The following is a 17360-nucleotide window of genomic DNA, read 5'->3' as shown; positions in this document are numbered from 1 at the left end:
ACAGATAGCTGCCCCGTATTTGCGGCAGTAAAGTGCTCGTAGTGCGTAGTGCTGAATGCTTTATTTAAGGCAGTGAAGCTGTGGATGCGTCTTGATTGAGCACAAGCTAACTTAATGGATTAAAATTTTTTATGCTTATATATCATGGGTTTGTAATGAGTTAGCTGGACTGTTGGCGCTAGTCTAAAAGTGCTGTTGAGCGTTGGCCGCTTCAGCCTGGTCAAAGCGCGGTCTGAGGCGAACCACAATGACGAGCATCGCCAGCAGTAAGGTTCCGGTAAGCAGAAAGGTTAGCGTGAAGCCGGCCAGCTCGGCGATTATGCCCAACAGCAAAGGCGCCAGTACCTGGGCTCCACGGTTGCCCATGAGTCTCATACCAAGTGCGCTGGAGCGTTGGTCGGGATGTACGTGTTCGGCAAGGATAACCATCGACAGTGGTTGAGAAATTCCTGATCCTAGACCCACCATAATGGCAAGCACTGCCAGCGCCAAAACACTGCCGGTCATTCCCGTCCACATTAGCCCCATGGACACCGCCGCCACCGACGCAATCATTGTCCTGGCGCGCCCGCCAAGTGCCTGGATAATCTGTGGCATGACGGGTCTTATTAGCATCGCTGTTAGTGCTCGCAGACTCACCAGTACCCCGATCAATGTGGCTGAGAAAGTTAACTCCTCAAGATAGACCGGTAAGAAAGCACCATGTGCGCCCAATGCAAATAGCACTGCGATAGTGACGGTTAGCGACATCTGCACACCGACATTTTCGCGCAGCAACGAAGCTTGGGCGCGGTAACCAAGTAGTGAACGCGGTGTTGCATGGCCACTACGAGCATTGCCCACAAAGAAGCAGGAGCTCACTAGACCTATCGCCGGGACCACGCTGATGACTACAAAAACCCAGTTTGTCGATAGCGTATCAATCAGATATCCAGCTAACAGTGGGCCAATTAACTGGCCGCCTGAAAGGCACATGGTGTACCAGCCAAAATAACGCTCTAAGGTTCGTCCTCGGCCTAATCCGGCGACCACTGATTGGGCGGCGATGACCATCACCACATGCGTAAGGCCGATGGTTACCTGGGTTGCCAGCAGCCCGAGGAAGGTTGGGGACAAGAGACTTAGCAAGGGACCAAGGATCATGCCAGTGGCGCCAATAAAGAACATTTTCTGTGGACCAATCCGGGAGACCACACCCCCCAGCGGAATCGCGAAAACTAGCGGTAGTAAATAGGGTGCAGAGAGGATAAAGCCCACTAGCGATGGATTGGCACCAAGCTCAAGAGCGCGCAAGGGGACTGAAATCAGCAGCATCGTCTGTGAGACGAATACACTCGTTAGTCCTATACAGACCATTACTAGGTTGCGTATAGCGCTTTTATCGGGAGTTGAGCTTGGGCTGTCGTCCATTACGTTCCTTGGTAGTGGGTGGTGACGCTCAGGCTTTAAAAAGCACCGGAGCGAGATTGAGCTTGTCGATCATTACGTCGACTACCGCGGGGCCATCCGCTGCAAAGGCGCGTTGCATAGCGGCCTCTAGGTCGCCGGGTCGAGTGACCTTCTCCCCGTGAGCGCCGAAGGCACGGGCCAAAACACCGAAGTCGGGGTTCTGATAGTCGACAGCGAAGTGCTTACCATCGTAGTAGGCGTCTTGAAAGGCTCGTTCATTGCCAAGGCCCTGATCGTTGATGACGACAGCCACCAATTTGATCTTCTCGCGCACGGCGGTTTCCAGTTCGCCGATATTGCACATAAACCCCATATCGCCTTGTACTGCCAGTACCGGCACATTAGGTCGGGCTAATGCCGCCCCCAGCGCTGTGGGGAAACCGGCGCCGACGGCCGCCCAGTTATCGATGAATATATAGGTATCGGGGGCATGACTGACAAAGTGCTGGCGGACGTGCTTACCAGCATTGCCAGCGTCGACCACCATTATGCCGCCCTTGGGCAAAGTGCGCCTGAGCACATCGGCGACGAAAGGGGGTTGAATCGGCTCGGCACTGGGGTCGATTAGTGCCTGACGCTCCTCTTCCCAGAGCGCTACCTCGGCAGTCACATCGACCCAGTCCCAGCGTTGTCCGTCAAGGCGGGTCGCCAGTCCGGCTAGGAAGCTCTGCGTGCTTCCCACCGCAGCGACGTCCACCGGAAATACCGTGCCGATCGGATCGACGCTGGCTGCTTGGTGGATAAGGATAACGTCATCGTGAATCAACCCGTGCTTGAAGGTAGTCGAGAACAGATCCATGCGTGCGCCCACGGCGATGACTACATCTGCCTGCTTGACTACCCGGTTGGCACTATTCCACCCATTGCGCCCTAGCGGCCCAAGGGCCAGCTGATGCGAAGTGGGGAAAGCATCGGGGCTGAACTGTAGCGGCGCGACCGGGATATTGTGCTGTTCGGCGAAGGCGATCAGTTCGGCGCTGGCGCGTTCGCGTAATACGCCGCTGCCCGCCAAGATGACCGGGCATTCTGCCTTAGCCAGCAATGCTGCGGCCTGGTCGAGACACTGCCCGGCAACTTCGGGAAGCACGCTGGCGCGATATTGCTGAGGCAACTGTGTCTCTGCCTCAACTTCAGCGCGGTAAATAGCGGTAGAAGCTTCAATGTGAACCGGCCCCGGTGGCTCAGCCAATGCGGTGCGAAACGCCTTGCGCAGCGCCTCCTGAGCTTTATTTGGGCCGGTGATTGAATAGGCCCACTTGGTGATCGGCTTGAAGAAAGTGATTTGATCCATCTCCTGGCTGGCATCCTTCTCGCGCAGCCACTCCTCTTGTAGGCCGTTGATGCCTATCAGCGGTACGTTGCCACGATAGGCAGCACCAAACGGCGTGGCCATGTTGGTCACGCCGGGCCCCTCTGTGGCGGTGACCACCGCCGGACGCTGGCCGGCGCGGGCATAGCCGTAAGCCATGAAGGCTGCCCCCTGCTCGTGACGGGTAAGGATGAAGCGCATCTCCGGGGTCTCGCGAATGACGTCGAGCAGCGCCAGGTTCTGGGTGCCGGGAATGCCGAATACATGGGTGACGCCTTCGCGACGCAGGCCGTCGATTAGGGTCTGGGCAACGCTTGGCATGGCGGGCCTCCTATACAATTGTTATTGGGGTTGGCTGTTGAGTGGTGGCGAATTGCGTTGATTCAGACAGTGGCGCTGCGCCCGCCGTCGACGTTGAGACTGGCGCCGGTCACGTAACCTGCGCGGGATGAGACTAAGAACACAATGGCATTGGCCACGTCTTTAGCATCGCCCAGTCGACCGAGAGGAATGCCTTGGCCCTGGCGCGCCGAGTAGTCCTCCCAGCTGAGCTCAGGTGCTTCACGCTGCCAGCGCCGCTCGACCTGAGCCGAACGGACCCTACCCAGGCAAACGGTATTGACGCGAATACCTTGTGCGCCGAGCTCATTGGCTAGTGATTTGGTCAGAGCAATACCGGCGGCGCGGGTTGCCGAAGTAGGTAAGGTCTTGGCCGGAGGTGCTTTGCCCGACACTGTAGTGACATTGACGATCGCCGCCGCTGACGAGTCTGCAAGGTAAGGTAGAGCGGCACGAATTCCACGTATTGCGCCCATCAGCTTGAGTTCAATATCGGCCTGCCACACGGCGTCATCGGCCTCCAGAAAAGGTCCAGAGGCGCTGCTTCCGGCATTGTTGATCAGGATATCCAGGCCGCCGCAGGCCTCAATAGTACGCTCCACTGCCGCAACGGGGCCGTCGGCACTGGCAATGTCGGCAACGATGGTTATCGGACGCTGGCCGGTCAGTGAGTTGATGCGCTCGGCAGCTAGCTGCAGTGGTTTTTCACGTCGGGCGACCAGTACTACCTTGGCGCCTTCTTCGGCGAGCAGTAGTGCTGTTTCGAAGCCGATACCCTGGCTGGCGCCAGTCACTAACGCCACTTTATCGGTGAGGGCCATGTCCATTCGATTGCTCCTGATTTTAGATACCTTGGACGATATAAGGCATGTCGACGCATTGTATGCAAGAGTCTACATTGTAATACAGGATGACTGTATTTGGTGAATTACTCACTAAGACTAAAGCAATGTAGGCAGTAGAATTTACTTTCCTTATTATTGAATATCGTTGAGTTCATTTGCATACTCAAGTACACAACAACAACTAGCAGCATCGGCGGTACCGTTTTTTTGCCAAGCGTGCACCAGCCGTAAATCCAGAAAGGAGTTCTCAAGAAATGAATAAAACTACACGCAATGCCTCATGTTTTACCCGCCGTGCACTGACACTTGCAGTTGCAGCAGGACTGAGTTCCGGGGTGGTAGCCAATAGCCACGCCGAACTTACCGGTTTTTACGACGGCGAGACGTTAGAGATACTGACACCCTGGACACCTGGCGGAGGGGCAGATACCTGGGGGCGCTATGTATCTGCAACTATCGGCCCTTATTTGGGAGAAGACGTTAGTGTGCAGGTTATCAATCGGCCAGGGGCTGGCGGTGTACAGGGCTCCAACGAGTTCCAGTTGAGAACTGCCAGCGATGGCATGACGGTATTGCTGCAAAGTGCCGGTCAGGTTTTTCCTTTCATGTATGGTTCTGATGCGGTGCGCTATGACTTCCGTGACTACGAACCAATTGTTGCCATGGCTCAAAGCGGCGTGGTCTATGCTAGCGCTGATTTGGGAATAGAAGATCCACTTGAGTTGTGGGAAGTAGACGAGCTGATTTACGGAGAAGTATCGCCCCAGGCAATTGGCTCGATGGCACTAGCTGCCTTCGCACTTCTTGACCTACCGCATGACGCTATTTTCGGCTATCAGAGCCGTGGGCCGACCCGGCTGGCGCTGGAACAAGGTGAAACCAATCTCGATTTCCAGACCACTAGCGCCTACACCTCCAACGTCGAGCCGCTGGTCGAGGAGGGCACTGCGGTTCCGCTATTCAGCTTAGGTGTTATCGACACTGACGGTGAGTTGGTGCGTGATCCGGCCTTCCCTGATATGCCAACTGTCGCTGAGGTATACGAGGAGCGTCACGGCGAAGCGCCGTCCGGGGTTGCCTGGGATGCCTATCGGGCGGTGCTCTCTGCAGGCAGTATCAAGATGCTGTGGGCCAAGGCCGACGCTCCAAAGGATTCAATTAATGATCTGCGCTACGCCTTCGAGCAAGCACGTGAAGATGAAGACTTTATGGCTGACTCTGTAGAAGCCAATGGCCCCTACGAGTGGTTGGTCGGTGATGATGCTTACACTGCTATGAGCGCAACCTTGGATGTTTCTGAGGAGGCTCTCAACTACCTACGCAAGACCTTCAAGGAACGCTACGACGCTGACCTTTGAGATAACTTACAACGCTAGAGAACTACTAGATTCTCACTTGAAGTGCTCGGGTGCGCTGTTGATTTATTAGCAGGGTACCCTCCTTTACCAAAAGCAGGATAGGAGCTCGTAGCCGTGTTAGCCGCTTCGTTTGATGCACTGTCGTTGATCCTGGATCCATCCCGTTTGGTATTCATGCTTTTGGGTATCAGTGTGGGGTTGGTTGTGGGTATTCTCCCCGGGTTAGGGGGGGTTGTGGGCATGTCGCTGTTGTTGCCGTTCATCTATGGTATGGATCCCCATGCTGCTACAGCGATGCTTATCGGTATGGCCGCTGTGATTGCAACCGCCGACACCTTTCCGAGTATCCTGATTGGGGTGCCTGGCTCGGCGGGCTCTCAGGCAACCATCCTCGATGGTTATCCTATGGCGCAGCAGGGCAAAGCTGGCCGTGCACTTAGTGCGGCCTTCAGCGCCTCCCTGATCGGCGGCCTGATCGGTGCGTTAGTGTTGTTCGCTATCTTGCCCATCGCTCGTCCGGTAGTGCTGGCTTTTAAGTCGCCCCATCTTTTTATGCTCACTGTGCTGGGCCTATGCGTGGTTGGCCTGCTAGCAGGTAAGTACCCGTTCCGCGGTATTCTCGCCACCCTTATTGGCATCATGATCGCTATGCTTGGTTCAGCACCCTCATCGGTTACTTTCCGTTTCGTCGGTGACAGCGTTTATCTGATGGATGGGATACCTCTGTCGATACTGGCTATGGGTCTGTTCGCGGTGCCTGAGATCATTGATCTTTTGGCTGATAACCGAGCTGTCTCCAAAGTTAAAGAAATCTCCAGCGGCTGGAAGGACGGTGTGCGCGATACCATCCGCAATCGATGGCTAGTACTCCGCTCTGCAGCCCTGGGCGTGGCTGTTGGGGCGATCCCTGGTCTTGGTGGCTCGGTGGTCGATTGGCTCTCTTACGGCCAGGCGGTGCAGAGCTCTAAAGACAAGAGTGGCTTCGGGAAGGGTGATGTCCGCGGTGTTATTGCTCCTGAGAGCTCCAACAATGCCAAGGAGGGGGGCGCGCTAATCCCAACTATGCTGTTTGGCATTCCTGGCAGTGGTACCACGGCGGTACTGCTTGGAGGCTTGATCCTGCTCGGAATACAGCCCGGCCCTTCGATGCTGACTACGGATTTGTCGATTACCCTAACCATCGTCTGGACATTGGCGTTGGCCAATGTAGTGGGTGCCTTCGCTTGCTTTCTGCTATCGAGGCCTATCGCCCGCCTTAGTACTATTCCAGCCGCAAAGTTCGCGCCTTTCCTGCTCATCATAATGCTGGTCGGTGCCTTCCAAAACACCAATCAGTGGGGTGACTTGGTCGCCTTCATTGTCATTGGCATGTTTGGCTGGCTGCTCAAGTCCTATGACTGGCCTCGGGCGCCGATCCTGATCGGCTTCGTGCTGGCGCCGAGCATCGAGCGGTATCTGACCATCTCGGCATCCCGCTACGGCTGGTCCTGGCTCAGTGATCCAATCGTCATCGTTATCGGAGTTCTAGCGGTGGCTGTGGTAGCAGCAGGGGTGTGCGCTAAACGCAAGGGCTTGGGAGAAACTTGATGATACAGCGACTGCGTGAAGAACTACTATTTATCGTGGTGCTGATAGGGCTTATGGGGATGGCCCTGTTCATGGCCGCTGGCTATCCATTCAACGCGCGGCTTATGCCCCAGGTGGTATCGAGCGCGGTGATGTTTCTACTCATTGTAGAGGGAGTGCTGACCATACGACGCTTTCGTGCACCGCACTCTGTCGATGACACTAAAGTGAATGGTGAGCATGTTGGCAATGCTGGCATTGAGCCAATCTGGGGCGCCAAGTTCCGCCGTACTGCCCCCTATCTGGCCTGGCTAGCGGCGCTTTACCTTGGGATTTATCTGATTGGTCTTATTGCCTCTGCAGCGATTTTTACCGTCGCATTCTGTCGCCTAGTCGGCAAGATGCGCTGGTTTGCGACTCTGATCGGTACAGTACTGCTGATGGCTGCACTGTTTGGCCTTGCAGAAGCATTCAATATGCATTGGCCGGTGGGCTATTTCTTCGATCCATTCCGCTGATTGCCTCTACCCTTGGAGAAATACCACATGACAACTTGCTATCAACTTTACATTGGTGGTGCCTGGCGCGATGCCACGGGTGGTGCCACATTTCCTGCCATCAATCCGGTTAATCAGCAGGCTTGGGCTGATCTTCCACAAGCCAACGCAGAGGATGTAGATGCTGCAGTAAGCGCGGCACGAGAGGCCTTCGATGGTGGCTGGAAAGACACTAATGGCTTGACTAGGGCAACATTGATGCAACGACTCGCCGAGCTGCTGGAGTCTGATGCTGAGCGCATGGCTCAGCTTGAGACCACCGACAACGGCAAGGTAATCCGCGAGACTCGCGTTCAGATGCGCTTTGCTGCGCGTAATTATCGCTATTTTGCTGGCTGGGCCGACAAGCTTCAGGGCGATAGCATCCCGCTGGATCGCGCCGAACTCGTAGACTTCACCACCCGCGAGCCCCGAGGCGTAGCGGCCCTGATTACTTCTTGGAATTCGCCCATGGCTATCCTGGCTAATAAGCTGGCGCCAGCGCTGGCGGCGGGTTGCACCGTTGTAATTAAGCCCTCGGAGATGGCCAGCGTGACCACCTTGGCTTTCGCCGAGCTGAGCGAAAGAGCTGGCTTTCCTCCCGGTGTGATTAACGTGGTGACCGGGGACGGCAGCGTCGGTGCGGCGCTCACTGCTCATTCCGGTATTGATTTAATTAGTTTCACCGGAGGTACCGCCACAGGCAAGGCAATTTCTCGGATCGCCGCCGAGCATCTGACACCGGTGACCCTTGAACTAGGTGGTAAATCGGCCAACATCGTGTTCGCCGACGCTGACCTTAAGCAGGCTGTGACCGGAGCGGTGGCGGGAATCTTTGCCGCCGCTGGTCAGACCTGCATTGCCGGCTCTCGGTTGTTGGTGCAGCGCGACATCTACGATCAAGTGGTGGCGCAGGTGTGTGAACGCGCACGAGTAATTCGGGTTGGCGACCCCCGCGATGAGTCCACCGAGATGGGCCCGGTAGCGACCAAGGCCCAACATCGACGAGTGCTCGACTTCATTGATCGTGCCCGCACTCAGGGTGCTAAGTTGGCGGCGGGCGGTGGGGTGCCGCAGGGCGACGTATATGGTCGCGGCTACTTCGTCGAGCCGACGGTATTCTCTGATGTGGCATCGGACTCTGAACTGGCTCAAGAAGAAGTGTTTGGACCAGTGTTAGCGATTATTCCCTTCGAGACGGAGGAGCAGGCCATCGCCATCGCTAACGGCACCGCTTACGGGTTGGTCGCCGGGCTATGGACACAGAATTTGGCAAGGGCTCATCGCGTCGCCAGACAGCTTCAGGTTGGCGGGGTATGGGTCAATACCTATCGCACAAATGCCGCACAAGCACCATTCGGAGGGGTTAAGGCCAGTGGTACTGGCCGCGAGCGCGGACTGCATGCTTTAGATGAGTACCTTGAGATTAAAAACTTAATGATCGACTTGTCTAACGAAGCCCGCGATCCTTTTGCGATCCGTACCTGATTTAGTTGTCATAACTCTCAAAAAAAGCCTCTAGACGGATCTTGTAGGCTTCGCGGATATGGGTCCGTGCCAGTTTTTCGGCGGCTTCTGGATCGCGTGCTTCGAGCGCGTTAATGATTGCCTGATGTTCACCGCGCGCTGATTCTGAACGGCCTGGTTTGGCTAGGGTGCTACGCCCGAGCAACATCATTGATTCTTGCAGCGAGTGCAGCATTTTAAGCAGGTAGCGGTTGTGCGCGCAGCGGTACAGGGTGCTATGAAATAGCTTGTTATTCTTGACCAGATCATGGGTCTCACTTAATTGCGCATCGCGTTCGCTAATCTCTCGTAAAAAAGCAATTTCTACTTCCGAAGCGTGCTGTGCGGCAAAGCCAGCAGCAGTGCCCTCCAACATCTCGCGCATGGCATACAGCTCGCTGATCATGCCGTGGTCAAGTTCAGTGATGATAGTGCCGCGAATTGGGTCATTAGCCACCAACCCTTCGAGCTGTAGTCGATTGAGTGCCTCGCGGATAGGAGTGCGACTTAGTCCTACACGTTCTGATAGGTCGACTTCACGAATCCGTGTACCCGGCGGCAGGCTGCCTTCCTTTATAGCGTCGATGATATATCGATATGCCTGCTCGCTGCGCGGTTCACCGCGAGGATTGTCTGCCGTAGAGGCACTCTTGCGTGTTGTGGATGCTGACATAGCTTAGGGCCTTTAATTGCGATAGTGGCATTTGGCTATGGTATGCCAAAGAACATCGCTTGTCATTTTGAACACTATTGGATACATTTGTATTTATTGGAATCTGGTGCATGATTTTACCGTCGGCATGTTTCCCAATAATAATTATGAGGAGTCTCAATGTTGTCATCGACTGGAGAACGGCTTAGCGAGGCCGATCTAATTGACCATGATGTATTAGTGATCGGCGGAGGCAATGCCGCGTTGTGTGCTGCGCTGTCGGCGCGTGAGCAAGGCGCAACCGTTTTATTGTTGGAGAGTGCTCCGCGTCAATGGCGTGGTGGTAATAGTATCCATACCCGCAACTTACGTTGCATGCATCGCGAACCTACCGACGTGCTCAGTGACGCCTACCTTGAGGATGAGTTCTTCGATGACGTTTGGCGTGTTACCGGCGGCATCACCAACGAAGTTTTGGCGAAGCATGTGATTCGAGCCTCAGAAACCTGCACCGAGTGGATGAAAAGTTACGGTGTGCGCTTTCAACCGTCGCTGGGTGGCACTCTGCACTTGGGGCGAACCAACGCCTTTTTCCTGGGAGGCGGTAAAGCGCTCGTCAATACCTACTACCAGGCAGCTGAGCGACTTGGGGTGACAATCCTCTACGAGGCTGAAGCCGAACAGTTGGTCTTTGATGACAACCGCTTTGACCATGCGTTGGTGACTTACAATGGCTCGCCACGCAAGGTGAGTGCTAAGTCAGTAGTGATTGCTTCTGGTGGCTTCGAGTCCAACCAAGCGTGGTTGGAAGAAGCATGGGGAGAGGTCTCCCGTAATTTCCTGATCCGCGGAACACGCTTCAACCAGGGCAAGATGCTGCGCAGCCTGATTGATAACAGCGCCATGGTGATTGGGGATCCGACGCAAGGACATGCGGTAGCTATTGATGCACGTGCGCCCAAGTACGATGGCGGTATCGTCACCCGTGTCGACTGTGTGTCCCTGGGTATTGTGGTTAACCGCGATGGCCAGCGCTTCTATGACGAGGGCGAGGACTTCTGGCCCAAGCGCTACGCCATCTGGGGTCGGCTGATCGCCAAGCAGCCGGGGCAGATGGGCTATTCAATTACCGACTCCAAGGCTCAGGGGCGCTTTATGCCTTCAGTTTTTCCACCCGAGCAAGCCGATACTCTGGAGGAATTGGCACTTAAGCTCGATCTGCCGGTTGAAGCCGTGCTCAAAACTGTCGATGACTTCAATGCTGGCGTACAGCCTGGCAACTTCGATCACAGTGTGCTCGACGATTGCCATACACAGGGTGTTACGCCCGAAAAGACCCATTGGGCACAACGTATCGACGAGCCACCTTTTTATGGCTACCCGCTTCGTACTGGTATTACTTTCACCTACCTTGGTGCCAAAGTCGATGAAAAGGCGCGTATGTACATGGCTAACGGCGAGTTGGCTGACAATGTTTTCCTGGCCGGTGAAATCATGGCCGGTAATATTCTAGGCCAGGGCTATGTCGCTGGCTTTGGTATGACTATCGGCACCGTATTTGGTCGTATCGCAGGCACAGAGGCAGGCAATTATGCAAAAGATTGATGCAATAATCGAAGAAACCCGCAATAACATGACGATTTGCAATGCCTGTCGGTACTGCGAAGGGTTCTGCCCGGTATTTCCGGCCATGGAGAGGCGTCGTACGTTCACTCCCGAGGATCTTAAGTATCTGGCTAACCTATGCCACAACTGTGGTGAGTGCTACTACGCTTGCCAGTACGCTCCGCCCCATGAGTTTGCCGTTAACGTACCGCAGTCAATGGCCAAGCTTCGTGTAGAGTCTTATCGGCAGTATGCTTGGCCACAACCGTTGGCAAGACTGTTTGACCGCAATGGCCTGCTTACCGCCTTGGCGTTGGCAGCAGGTTTGACGCTAATACTGTTGATTGCTATTGCACTCAACGGTGATCTGTCGGCTCTAGTCACCACACAGCATAGTGGAAACTTCTACGAGCTATTGCCACACAACACGCTGGTGGTGACCTTCGGCTCGGTATCGTTATTTGTACTACTAGCTTTAGTAATGGGAATGGTGCGCTTTTGGCGAGAAAGCGGCGAGGGCGTTGCTGGGCTACGCGATGCCGAAAGCTGGCGGCAGGCACTCAAAGAAACCTTTTCACTCAAGCATCTGCACGGTCAGGAGGAGGCTGGTTGCACTTACCCAGATGCCTATCATTCGCACTGGCGGCGACGCTTCCACCATTTTACCTTTTACGGGTTCATGCTTAGCTTCGCAGCGACCGTGACCGGCACCATCTATCACTATGTATTTGGGTGGCAGGCGCCCTACGATTTTATCAGTCTTCCCAAGCTGTTCGGTACCTTGGGCGGCATCGGCCTTTTGATAGGCCCGGCGGGGCTTTTGTACCTCAAGCTGGTGCGTGATCAAGACACTGCTGATGTGCGTCAGATGGGAATGGATGTGGCTTTCATAGTGCTGCTATGGCTGACCGGCTTAACAGGCCTGTCCCTAATGCTTCTACGTGAGACTTCAGCCATGGGAGTTATGCTGGTGATACATTTAGGCGTAGTAATGGCGCTCTTCATCACCATGCCCTATGGCAAATTCGTTCACGGTTTCTATCGCTTGCTGGCGATCTATCGTAACGCCCTAGAGCGCAATCGAAGCAGTTAATTGATACCACTTATGCCTCTTGTATCTGACAAGATTACCTTGAGAGATGGCTGCAAGACCGCATTGAGTGTTATGCATCAATATGTTTCGTAAGATATTTTTCCGTTTGCGAAACTATTGGGAATCTGTTGTCACAGAAGCCTTCTAAGCTCATGGTTATTGACTCTAACTTACTGCTTCCCCACCTCAAGACATGGGCCTGCGATTCCTCGCAGACCCATGCCTTGTATCTCCTAATCCTCCGGCTTCAACTCTGCCTGCCTGGGCTGCCTACCCTTACTTAGCTGAGATCCTCGTGGGAGAGGCCGCGGTACGGCGCGAACATCATGCCGAGACTCCCCAGAATACGCGCTGATGCCATGGGCCTGGGTCAGCGCTGCCGAAGAAGTGGCGAAATACCCCCCGAAAAATAATCGAGGAGATAATTGGAATCCAGTAGCGTCCAAGGGATCAGCTTGTCCATCCGCTCCAGAAAGATTTCGCGGCGGGTCTTTCTCTTCTTGTATTGAGCAGGAGTCTTTGCCGATCACACAGTCATCCCAATTTCAGGCAGTCATCCAATAAAAAGCGGCGGTGCTTTGCGACAGTGTACGGGCATTCCACGAACCACCCGTCCACGGCGTAAGGTGAGGCGGCTCAGTCACTGGCACATATCTATCGAAGAGCCAGGTTCGTCTACAATGACACTAAAGAGGATAACCCCATGACTTTCCGTAACGGCCTTGCTTCGCTTCTTCGTCCCGAAGACTCGGTACTCGTACTCATCGACCACCAGCCGTTTCAGCTGGCGAACTTGAACAGCCACGAGCCACTGATGGTGATCAACAACTCAACGGGCCTCGCAAAGGCAGCCAAGGCGTTCAACGTGCCCACCATTCTGACGAGCGTGCTGGCTGCTCAGGGTGGCGTGATTTTCCCTCAGATCACCGACGTGTTCCCTGACCAGGAGGTAATCGATCGGACATTCATCAATACCTGGGAGGACCCGAAGGTGGTGGACGTGGTCAAGGCGACAGGCCGAAAGCAGCTGATCATCGCCGGGCTGTGGACCGAAATATGCGTCGCCATGCCAGCCATCCAAGCCGCTGGAGAAGGCTGGGACGTGACGGTAGTCACTGATGCGTCTGGCGCCGTCTCAGTCGAGGCCCATGAGGTTGCCATCCAGCGCATGATTGGGGCCGGCGTGAACGTGATGACCTGGTTGGCGGTGGCGGCCGAGTGGCAGCGTGATTGGGCCCGAACTGGCAGCCTTGAAGGGATGATCGATGTTATGAAGCAGCATAGCGGCGGTAGCGGTATCGCGTTCCTGTGGGAGCAACAGTTGCTCAACACACCGGTGCCCAACAACGCAGGATGATCTGAGCGAGGATGGCGAGGCTCTTCATTGGCACGTTGCGAGAAAGCCGAGTGGCGTATTGAGTGTCATCCAATTGAGGTTCGAGACCAAGGAAGGGGAGTTAGCCCGGACCCAGATCGTTGATATTCAGGTCGTGCCACTCGGCAACCGTCTTTTCGCGGTCAACTGGCAGGAGAAGAACGGCGTGACAGTCACCAATGTTCAAGACTACGGTCGCAACCTGGGCGGCAGCAGGAGAGTTCTATCATGACCAAAGCATCCGATCTGTTTATCCAGTGCCTGGAAGAAGAAGAGGTGGAGTATATTTTCGGGGTCCCTGGCGAGGAGAATCTCGACATGCTCGACAGCCTCAGCCGCTCGACCAAGATTCAACTGATCCTTACTCGGCACGAACAAGGGGCAGGCTTCATGGCTGCAACTTATGGTCGACATACCGGCAAAACCGGGGTGTGCATGGCGACGCTAGGGCCAGGCGCGACGAATTTAGTCACCGCCGCCGCTTATGCACAGCTTGGCGGTATGCCGATCCTGATGGTCACCGGGCAAAAGCCGATCAAGAAGTCGAAGCAAGGCCGCTTCCAGATCCTCGATGTGGTCGACATGATGAAACCATTGACCAAGTTCACCCATCAACTCGCCAGCGCCGACAACATTCCCAGTCGGGTGCGTGAGGCGTTCCGGCTCGCCGAAGAGGAGAAACCCGGCGCGACGCATATCGAGTTTCCCGAGGATGTCGCCGACGAGAAGACCGAATCAGTGCCGCTCAAGCGCAGCCACGTACGGCGGCCCACTGCCGATGTGAAGTCGATCCGCGCTGCGCTGCATGCGCTGGAAAACGCTAAATCGCCGATCCTGGTGATCGGTGCTGGTGCTAACCGCACCATGACCTGTCGGATGCTGCTTCAGTTTATCGAGAAGACCGGCATTCCGTTCCTTACCACTCAGCTTGGGAAGGGCGTGATCGACGAACGTCACCCCAGTTTTGTCGGCTGCGCGGCCCTATCGGCAGGCGACTTTGTCCACCGCGCCGTCGAGGCCGCCGACTTGATCGTCAATATCGGCCATGACGTGATCGAAAAACCGCCGTTCTTCATGCAGCCGGGCGGCACACAGGTGATCCATATCTCGTCCAAGACCGCCGAGGTCGATCCGGTCTACTTCCCGCAGATCGAGGTTGTCGGAGATATTGCCAACACGATCTGGCAGATCAAGCAGGACATCGTCCCCAGCGGCGATTGGAGGTTCGACGCGATGCTGGCGGCGCGCAAGGGTGAGATCGCGCACACCGCGTCGATCTCGGACGATACACGCTTCCCCATCTCTCCGCCCTATCTGGTCGAACAGGTCCGTGCGGCGATGCCCGAAGATGGCATCATCTGTCTCGACAACGGGGTGTACAAGATCTGGTTCGCACGCGGCTATACGGCTTACCGCCCCAATACTGTACTGCTCGACAATGCGCTCGCCACGATGGGCGCAGGCCTGCCCTCGGCCATGGCCTCGGCGATGGTCTATCCTGATCGTAAGGTGATGGCGATCTGCGGCGATGGCGGCTTCATGATGAACAGCCAGGAAATGGAGACCGCCGTTCGTTTGAAGCTCAACCTCACCGTGCTGATCGTCAACGACAACAGCTACGGCATGATCCGTTGGAAGCAGGCGGACATGGGCTTCAGGGACTGGGGGTTGACCTATGGCAACCCTGATTTCGTCAAGTACGCGGAAAGCTATGGCGCGTTCGGCCATCGTGCCAAAAGCGCCGAGCATCTCACGCAGTTGCTCGCGCATACCCGCGATACGCTGGGCGTCCATCTGATCGAGTGCCCGGTAGACTATTCGGAGAACGACCAGATCCTTAACGTCGACATCAAGACGCTGTCGAAAGAATTGTAATCGTTGTCCCGTTCCCCGGCTTCGCCGGAAAGCGGGATGCGGTTCGGGAGTTTCGAATGACCAAGCTCAAGTCCGTCTATCCGCTCTATCTCAACAACGTGGCGCAGCAGCCTAACGCCGATCTCGCCGTGACCGACAAGTTCACCGGCGAGGTCGCGTTTCGCGTCGCGCGGGCCGATGCCGCGACGATCGATGCGGCGATCGCGGGGGCGGTCGAGGCGGCAGAACCAATGGCGCGTATGGCGAGCTATGAGCGCCAGGCGGTGCTTGCCCATTGCGTCGCTCGCTTCACCGAGCGGTTCGACGAGCTCGCGTACGCACTATGCGTCGAGGCAGGCAAGCCGATTAAGGACAGCGAGGGGGAGGTCAGCCGGCTGATCGATACCTTCCGTATCGCCGCCGAGGAGTCGGTGCGGATGACCGGCGAGGTTCAGCCGCTCGATATCTCGCCGCGCGCCAAGGGCTATCAGAGCATGTGGAAGCGCGTGCCCATTGGGCCTTGTTCGTTCATCTCTCCGTTCAACTTCCCGCTCAACCTGGCCGCGCATAAGATCGCCCCAGCGCTCGCGGTGGGCTGTCCGTTCGTGATGAAGCCGGCAAGCCGGACCCCTTTGGGCGCGATCATCATCGGTGAAGTGCTTGCCGAGACCGACCTGCCCAAAGGCGCATTCTCGATCCTGCCCGCCAGCCGCGACGGCGCCGATCTGTTCACCACCGACGACCGGCTCAAGTTGCTCTCCTTTACCGGATCGCCCGATGTCGGTTGGGACCTCAAGGCACGCTGCGGCAAGAAGAAGGTGGTGCTCGAGCTTGGCGGCAACGCCGCGGTGATCGTTGATGCGGATGCCAATCTCGACGATGCGCTCGAGCGTGTCATTTTCGGCGCCTTCTACCAGTCAGGGCAGAGCTGTATCGGGGTGCAGCGCATCATCATCCATGCCGATGTCTACGACCGTTTCCGCGATATGCTGGTCGCCAAGACAAAGACACTGGTGGCGGGCGACCCCAAGCAGCGCGACACGTTCATCGGCCCGATGATTCATGTCAAGGAAGCGACGCGGCTCGAAACCTGGGTCAATGAGGCCGTCGCCGCTGGTGGTACGCTGCTCTGTGGTGGCAACCGTGATGGTGCGATGCTCGATGCCACCCTGCTCGAAGCCGTGCCTGCCGATACCAAGATCGTCACTGAAGAGGCATTCGGCCCGGTCGCTGTGCTGTCACGCTTCACTGATTTCAATGCTGCACTCGCCGAGGTCAATGCCTCTAAATTCGGGCTGCAGGCGGGCGTCTTTACCCGCGACTTGTTCAAGATGTTCGATGCCTGGGATCATCTCGATGTTGGGGGCGTGGTAATCAACGACGTGCCTAGTTACCGCGTCGACAACATGCCCTATGGTGGCGTCAAGGATTCGGGCCTGGGCCGCGAAGGCGTGCGTTTCGCGATGGAAGATATGACCGAAATCCGCAACCTGGTAATTCGCCGACCATAAGGTGCGCCTTTAACAAGCCGGTATTGTTTATCCACGGTGACGATGATCAGATTGTCCTGATCGCCACTTCTGCTGAATTGGCTGCTGGGATCGTCAACGACGCCATTCTGAAAGTATACCCCGACGGTTCACATGGGCTTGCCCAGATTAATGCCGACCAGTTCAACGCAGATTTGCTGGCTTTTATTCGTAGCTGAAACTTCTACGACGCTTGAGCAGTTAGTCGGGCGTCGATCATCACACTCTTGTCCCAATCTCAGGCAGTTATCCAAGAGTCAGCGGCGGGACTTTGCGACAGTGAACTGACGTTTCACGACACCCATCACATTTGTATAAGGTGAACCCAATGCAGAACGCTAGGC

Annotated in this window: 15 protein-coding genes; 11 read left to right on the top strand and 4 right to left on the bottom strand. The window is 55.9% G+C overall.

Features of this window, described 5'->3' with window-relative positions:
* Positions 1-183 precede the first annotated feature (183 nt).
* From CZ787_RS01780 to CZ787_RS01770, 3 genes are all read right to left on the bottom strand, one after another.
* Complete coding sequence (locus CZ787_RS01780; protein WP_087105616.1) at positions 184-1410, bottom strand: MFS transporter; 1227 nt, start codon at positions 1408-1410, stop codon at positions 184-186.
* Between the two features lie 28 nt (positions 1411-1438).
* Positions 1439-3079, bottom strand: coding sequence for a thiamine pyrophosphate-binding protein (locus tag CZ787_RS01775; protein WP_087105615.1), 1641 nt, complete (start codon positions 3077-3079; stop codon positions 1439-1441).
* Positions 3080-3141: 62 nt separating this feature from the next.
* Positions 3142-3924 (bottom strand): SDR family NAD(P)-dependent oxidoreductase, encoded by a 783-nt coding sequence (locus CZ787_RS01770; RefSeq protein WP_087105614.1) that lies wholly within the window; start codon positions 3922-3924, stop codon positions 3142-3144.
* A gap of 272 nt (positions 3925-4196) precedes the next feature.
* Here CZ787_RS01770 and CZ787_RS01765 point away from each other — a divergent pair, with 272 nt between their 5' ends.
* The 4 genes from CZ787_RS01765 (at position 4197) to CZ787_RS01750 (ending at position 8890) form a co-directional block, all read left to right on the top strand.
* Entirely contained in the window at positions 4197-5300 is a 1104-nt protein-coding gene (locus CZ787_RS01765; protein WP_087105613.1) for a Bug family tripartite tricarboxylate transporter substrate binding protein, read from the top strand.
* 114 nt (positions 5301-5414) lie between these two features.
* Complete coding sequence (locus CZ787_RS01760; protein ID WP_087105612.1) at positions 5415-6887, top strand: tripartite tricarboxylate transporter permease; 1473 nt, start codon at positions 5415-5417, stop codon at positions 6885-6887.
* Positions 6887-7384, top strand: coding sequence for a hypothetical protein (locus CZ787_RS01755; RefSeq protein ID WP_087105611.1), 498 nt, complete (start codon positions 6887-6889; stop codon positions 7382-7384). The genes CZ787_RS01760 and CZ787_RS01755 overlap by 1 nt, the downstream gene beginning before the upstream one ends.
* A 27-nt stretch (positions 7385-7411) precedes the next feature.
* Entirely contained in the window at positions 7412-8890 is a 1479-nt protein-coding gene (locus CZ787_RS01750; protein WP_087105610.1) for an aldehyde dehydrogenase, read from the top strand.
* Position 8891: 1 nt separating this feature from the next.
* Here CZ787_RS01750 and CZ787_RS01745 read toward each other — a convergent pair whose 3' ends face one another.
* Entirely contained in the window at positions 8892-9581 is a 690-nt protein-coding gene (locus CZ787_RS01745; protein ID WP_087105609.1) for a GntR family transcriptional regulator, read from the bottom strand.
* 159 nt (positions 9582-9740) lie between these two features.
* Here CZ787_RS01745 and tcuA point away from each other — a divergent pair, with 159 nt between their 5' ends.
* From tcuA to CZ787_RS01715, 7 genes are all read left to right on the top strand, one after another.
* Positions 9741-11165, top strand: coding sequence for an FAD-dependent tricarballylate dehydrogenase TcuA (gene tcuA, locus CZ787_RS01740; protein ID WP_087105608.1), 1425 nt, complete (start codon positions 9741-9743; stop codon positions 11163-11165).
* Positions 11152-12258 (top strand): tricarballylate utilization 4Fe-4S protein TcuB, encoded by a 1107-nt coding sequence (tcuB, locus tag CZ787_RS01735; protein ID WP_087105607.1) that lies wholly within the window; start codon positions 11152-11154, stop codon positions 12256-12258. Before tcuA ends, tcuB begins: the two co-directional genes overlap by 14 nt.
* Before the next feature lie 703 nt (positions 12259-12961).
* A complete protein-coding gene (locus CZ787_RS01730) occupies positions 12962-13615 on the top strand; it encodes a hydrolase (RefSeq protein ID WP_087105606.1) in 654 nt (217 codons plus the stop codon).
* A gap of 58 nt (positions 13616-13673) precedes the next feature.
* Positions 13674-13865, top strand: a complete 192-nt coding sequence (locus tag CZ787_RS19255; RefSeq protein WP_419866530.1) for a MoaF-related domain-containing protein — start codon at positions 13674-13676, stop codon at positions 13863-13865.
* Entirely contained in the window at positions 13862-15508 is a 1647-nt protein-coding gene (locus tag CZ787_RS01725; protein ID WP_087105605.1) for an acetolactate synthase large subunit, read from the top strand. The genes CZ787_RS19255 and CZ787_RS01725 overlap by 4 nt, the downstream gene beginning before the upstream one ends.
* A gap of 56 nt (positions 15509-15564) precedes the next feature.
* Positions 15565-16998, top strand: coding sequence for an aldehyde dehydrogenase family protein (locus tag CZ787_RS01720; protein WP_087105604.1), 1434 nt, complete (start codon positions 15565-15567; stop codon positions 16996-16998).
* Between the two features lie 23 nt (positions 16999-17021).
* A complete protein-coding gene (locus tag CZ787_RS01715; protein ID WP_176372152.1) occupies positions 17022-17195 on the top strand; it encodes an alpha/beta fold hydrolase in 174 nt (57 codons plus the stop codon).
* Positions 17196-17360: the final 165 nt, after the last annotated feature.

The organism is Halomonas citrativorans (assembly GCF_900163645.1).
Classification (GTDB): Bacteria; Pseudomonadota; Gammaproteobacteria; order Pseudomonadales; family Halomonadaceae; genus Vreelandella; species Vreelandella citrativorans.
The sequence above is the reverse complement of the archived record's forward strand: the minus strand, read 5'-3'. Positions and strand labels throughout refer to the sequence as shown.

Excerpts from the sequence above, each read along its gene's own strand:
- CZ787_RS01780 (WP_087105616.1), bottom strand. The coding sequence starts at position 1,410 with ATGGACGACAGCCCAAGCTCAACTCCCGATAAAAGCGCTATACGCAAC.
- CZ787_RS01720 (WP_087105604.1), top strand. The coding sequence starts at position 15,565 with ATGACCAAGCTCAAGTCCGTCTATCCGCTCTATCTCAACAACGTGGCG.
- CZ787_RS01725 (WP_087105605.1), top strand. The coding sequence starts at position 13,862 with ATGACCAAAGCATCCGATCTGTTTATCCAGTGCCTGGAAGAAGAAGAG.
- CZ787_RS01770 (WP_087105614.1), bottom strand. The coding sequence starts at position 3,924 with ATGGACATGGCCCTCACCGATAAAGTGGCGTTAGTGACTGGCGCCAGC.
- CZ787_RS01765 (WP_087105613.1), top strand. The coding sequence starts at position 4,197 with ATGAATAAAACTACACGCAATGCCTCATGTTTTACCCGCCGTGCACTG.
- CZ787_RS01730 (WP_087105606.1), top strand. The coding sequence starts at position 12,962 with ATGACTTTCCGTAACGGCCTTGCTTCGCTTCTTCGTCCCGAAGACTCG.
- tcuA (WP_087105608.1), top strand. The coding sequence starts at position 9,741 with ATGTTGTCATCGACTGGAGAACGGCTTAGCGAGGCCGATCTAATTGAC.
- tcuB (WP_087105607.1), top strand. The coding sequence starts at position 11,152 with ATGCAAAAGATTGATGCAATAATCGAAGAAACCCGCAATAACATGACG.
- CZ787_RS01775 (WP_087105615.1), bottom strand. The coding sequence starts at position 3,079 with ATGCCAAGCGTTGCCCAGACCCTAATCGACGGCCTGCGTCGCGAAGGC.
- CZ787_RS01750 (WP_087105610.1), top strand. The coding sequence starts at position 7,412 with ATGACAACTTGCTATCAACTTTACATTGGTGGTGCCTGGCGCGATGCC.
- CZ787_RS01755 (WP_087105611.1), top strand. The coding sequence starts at position 6,887 with ATGATACAGCGACTGCGTGAAGAACTACTATTTATCGTGGTGCTGATA.
- CZ787_RS01745 (WP_087105609.1), bottom strand. The coding sequence starts at position 9,581 with ATGTCAGCATCCACAACACGCAAGAGTGCCTCTACGGCAGACAATCCT.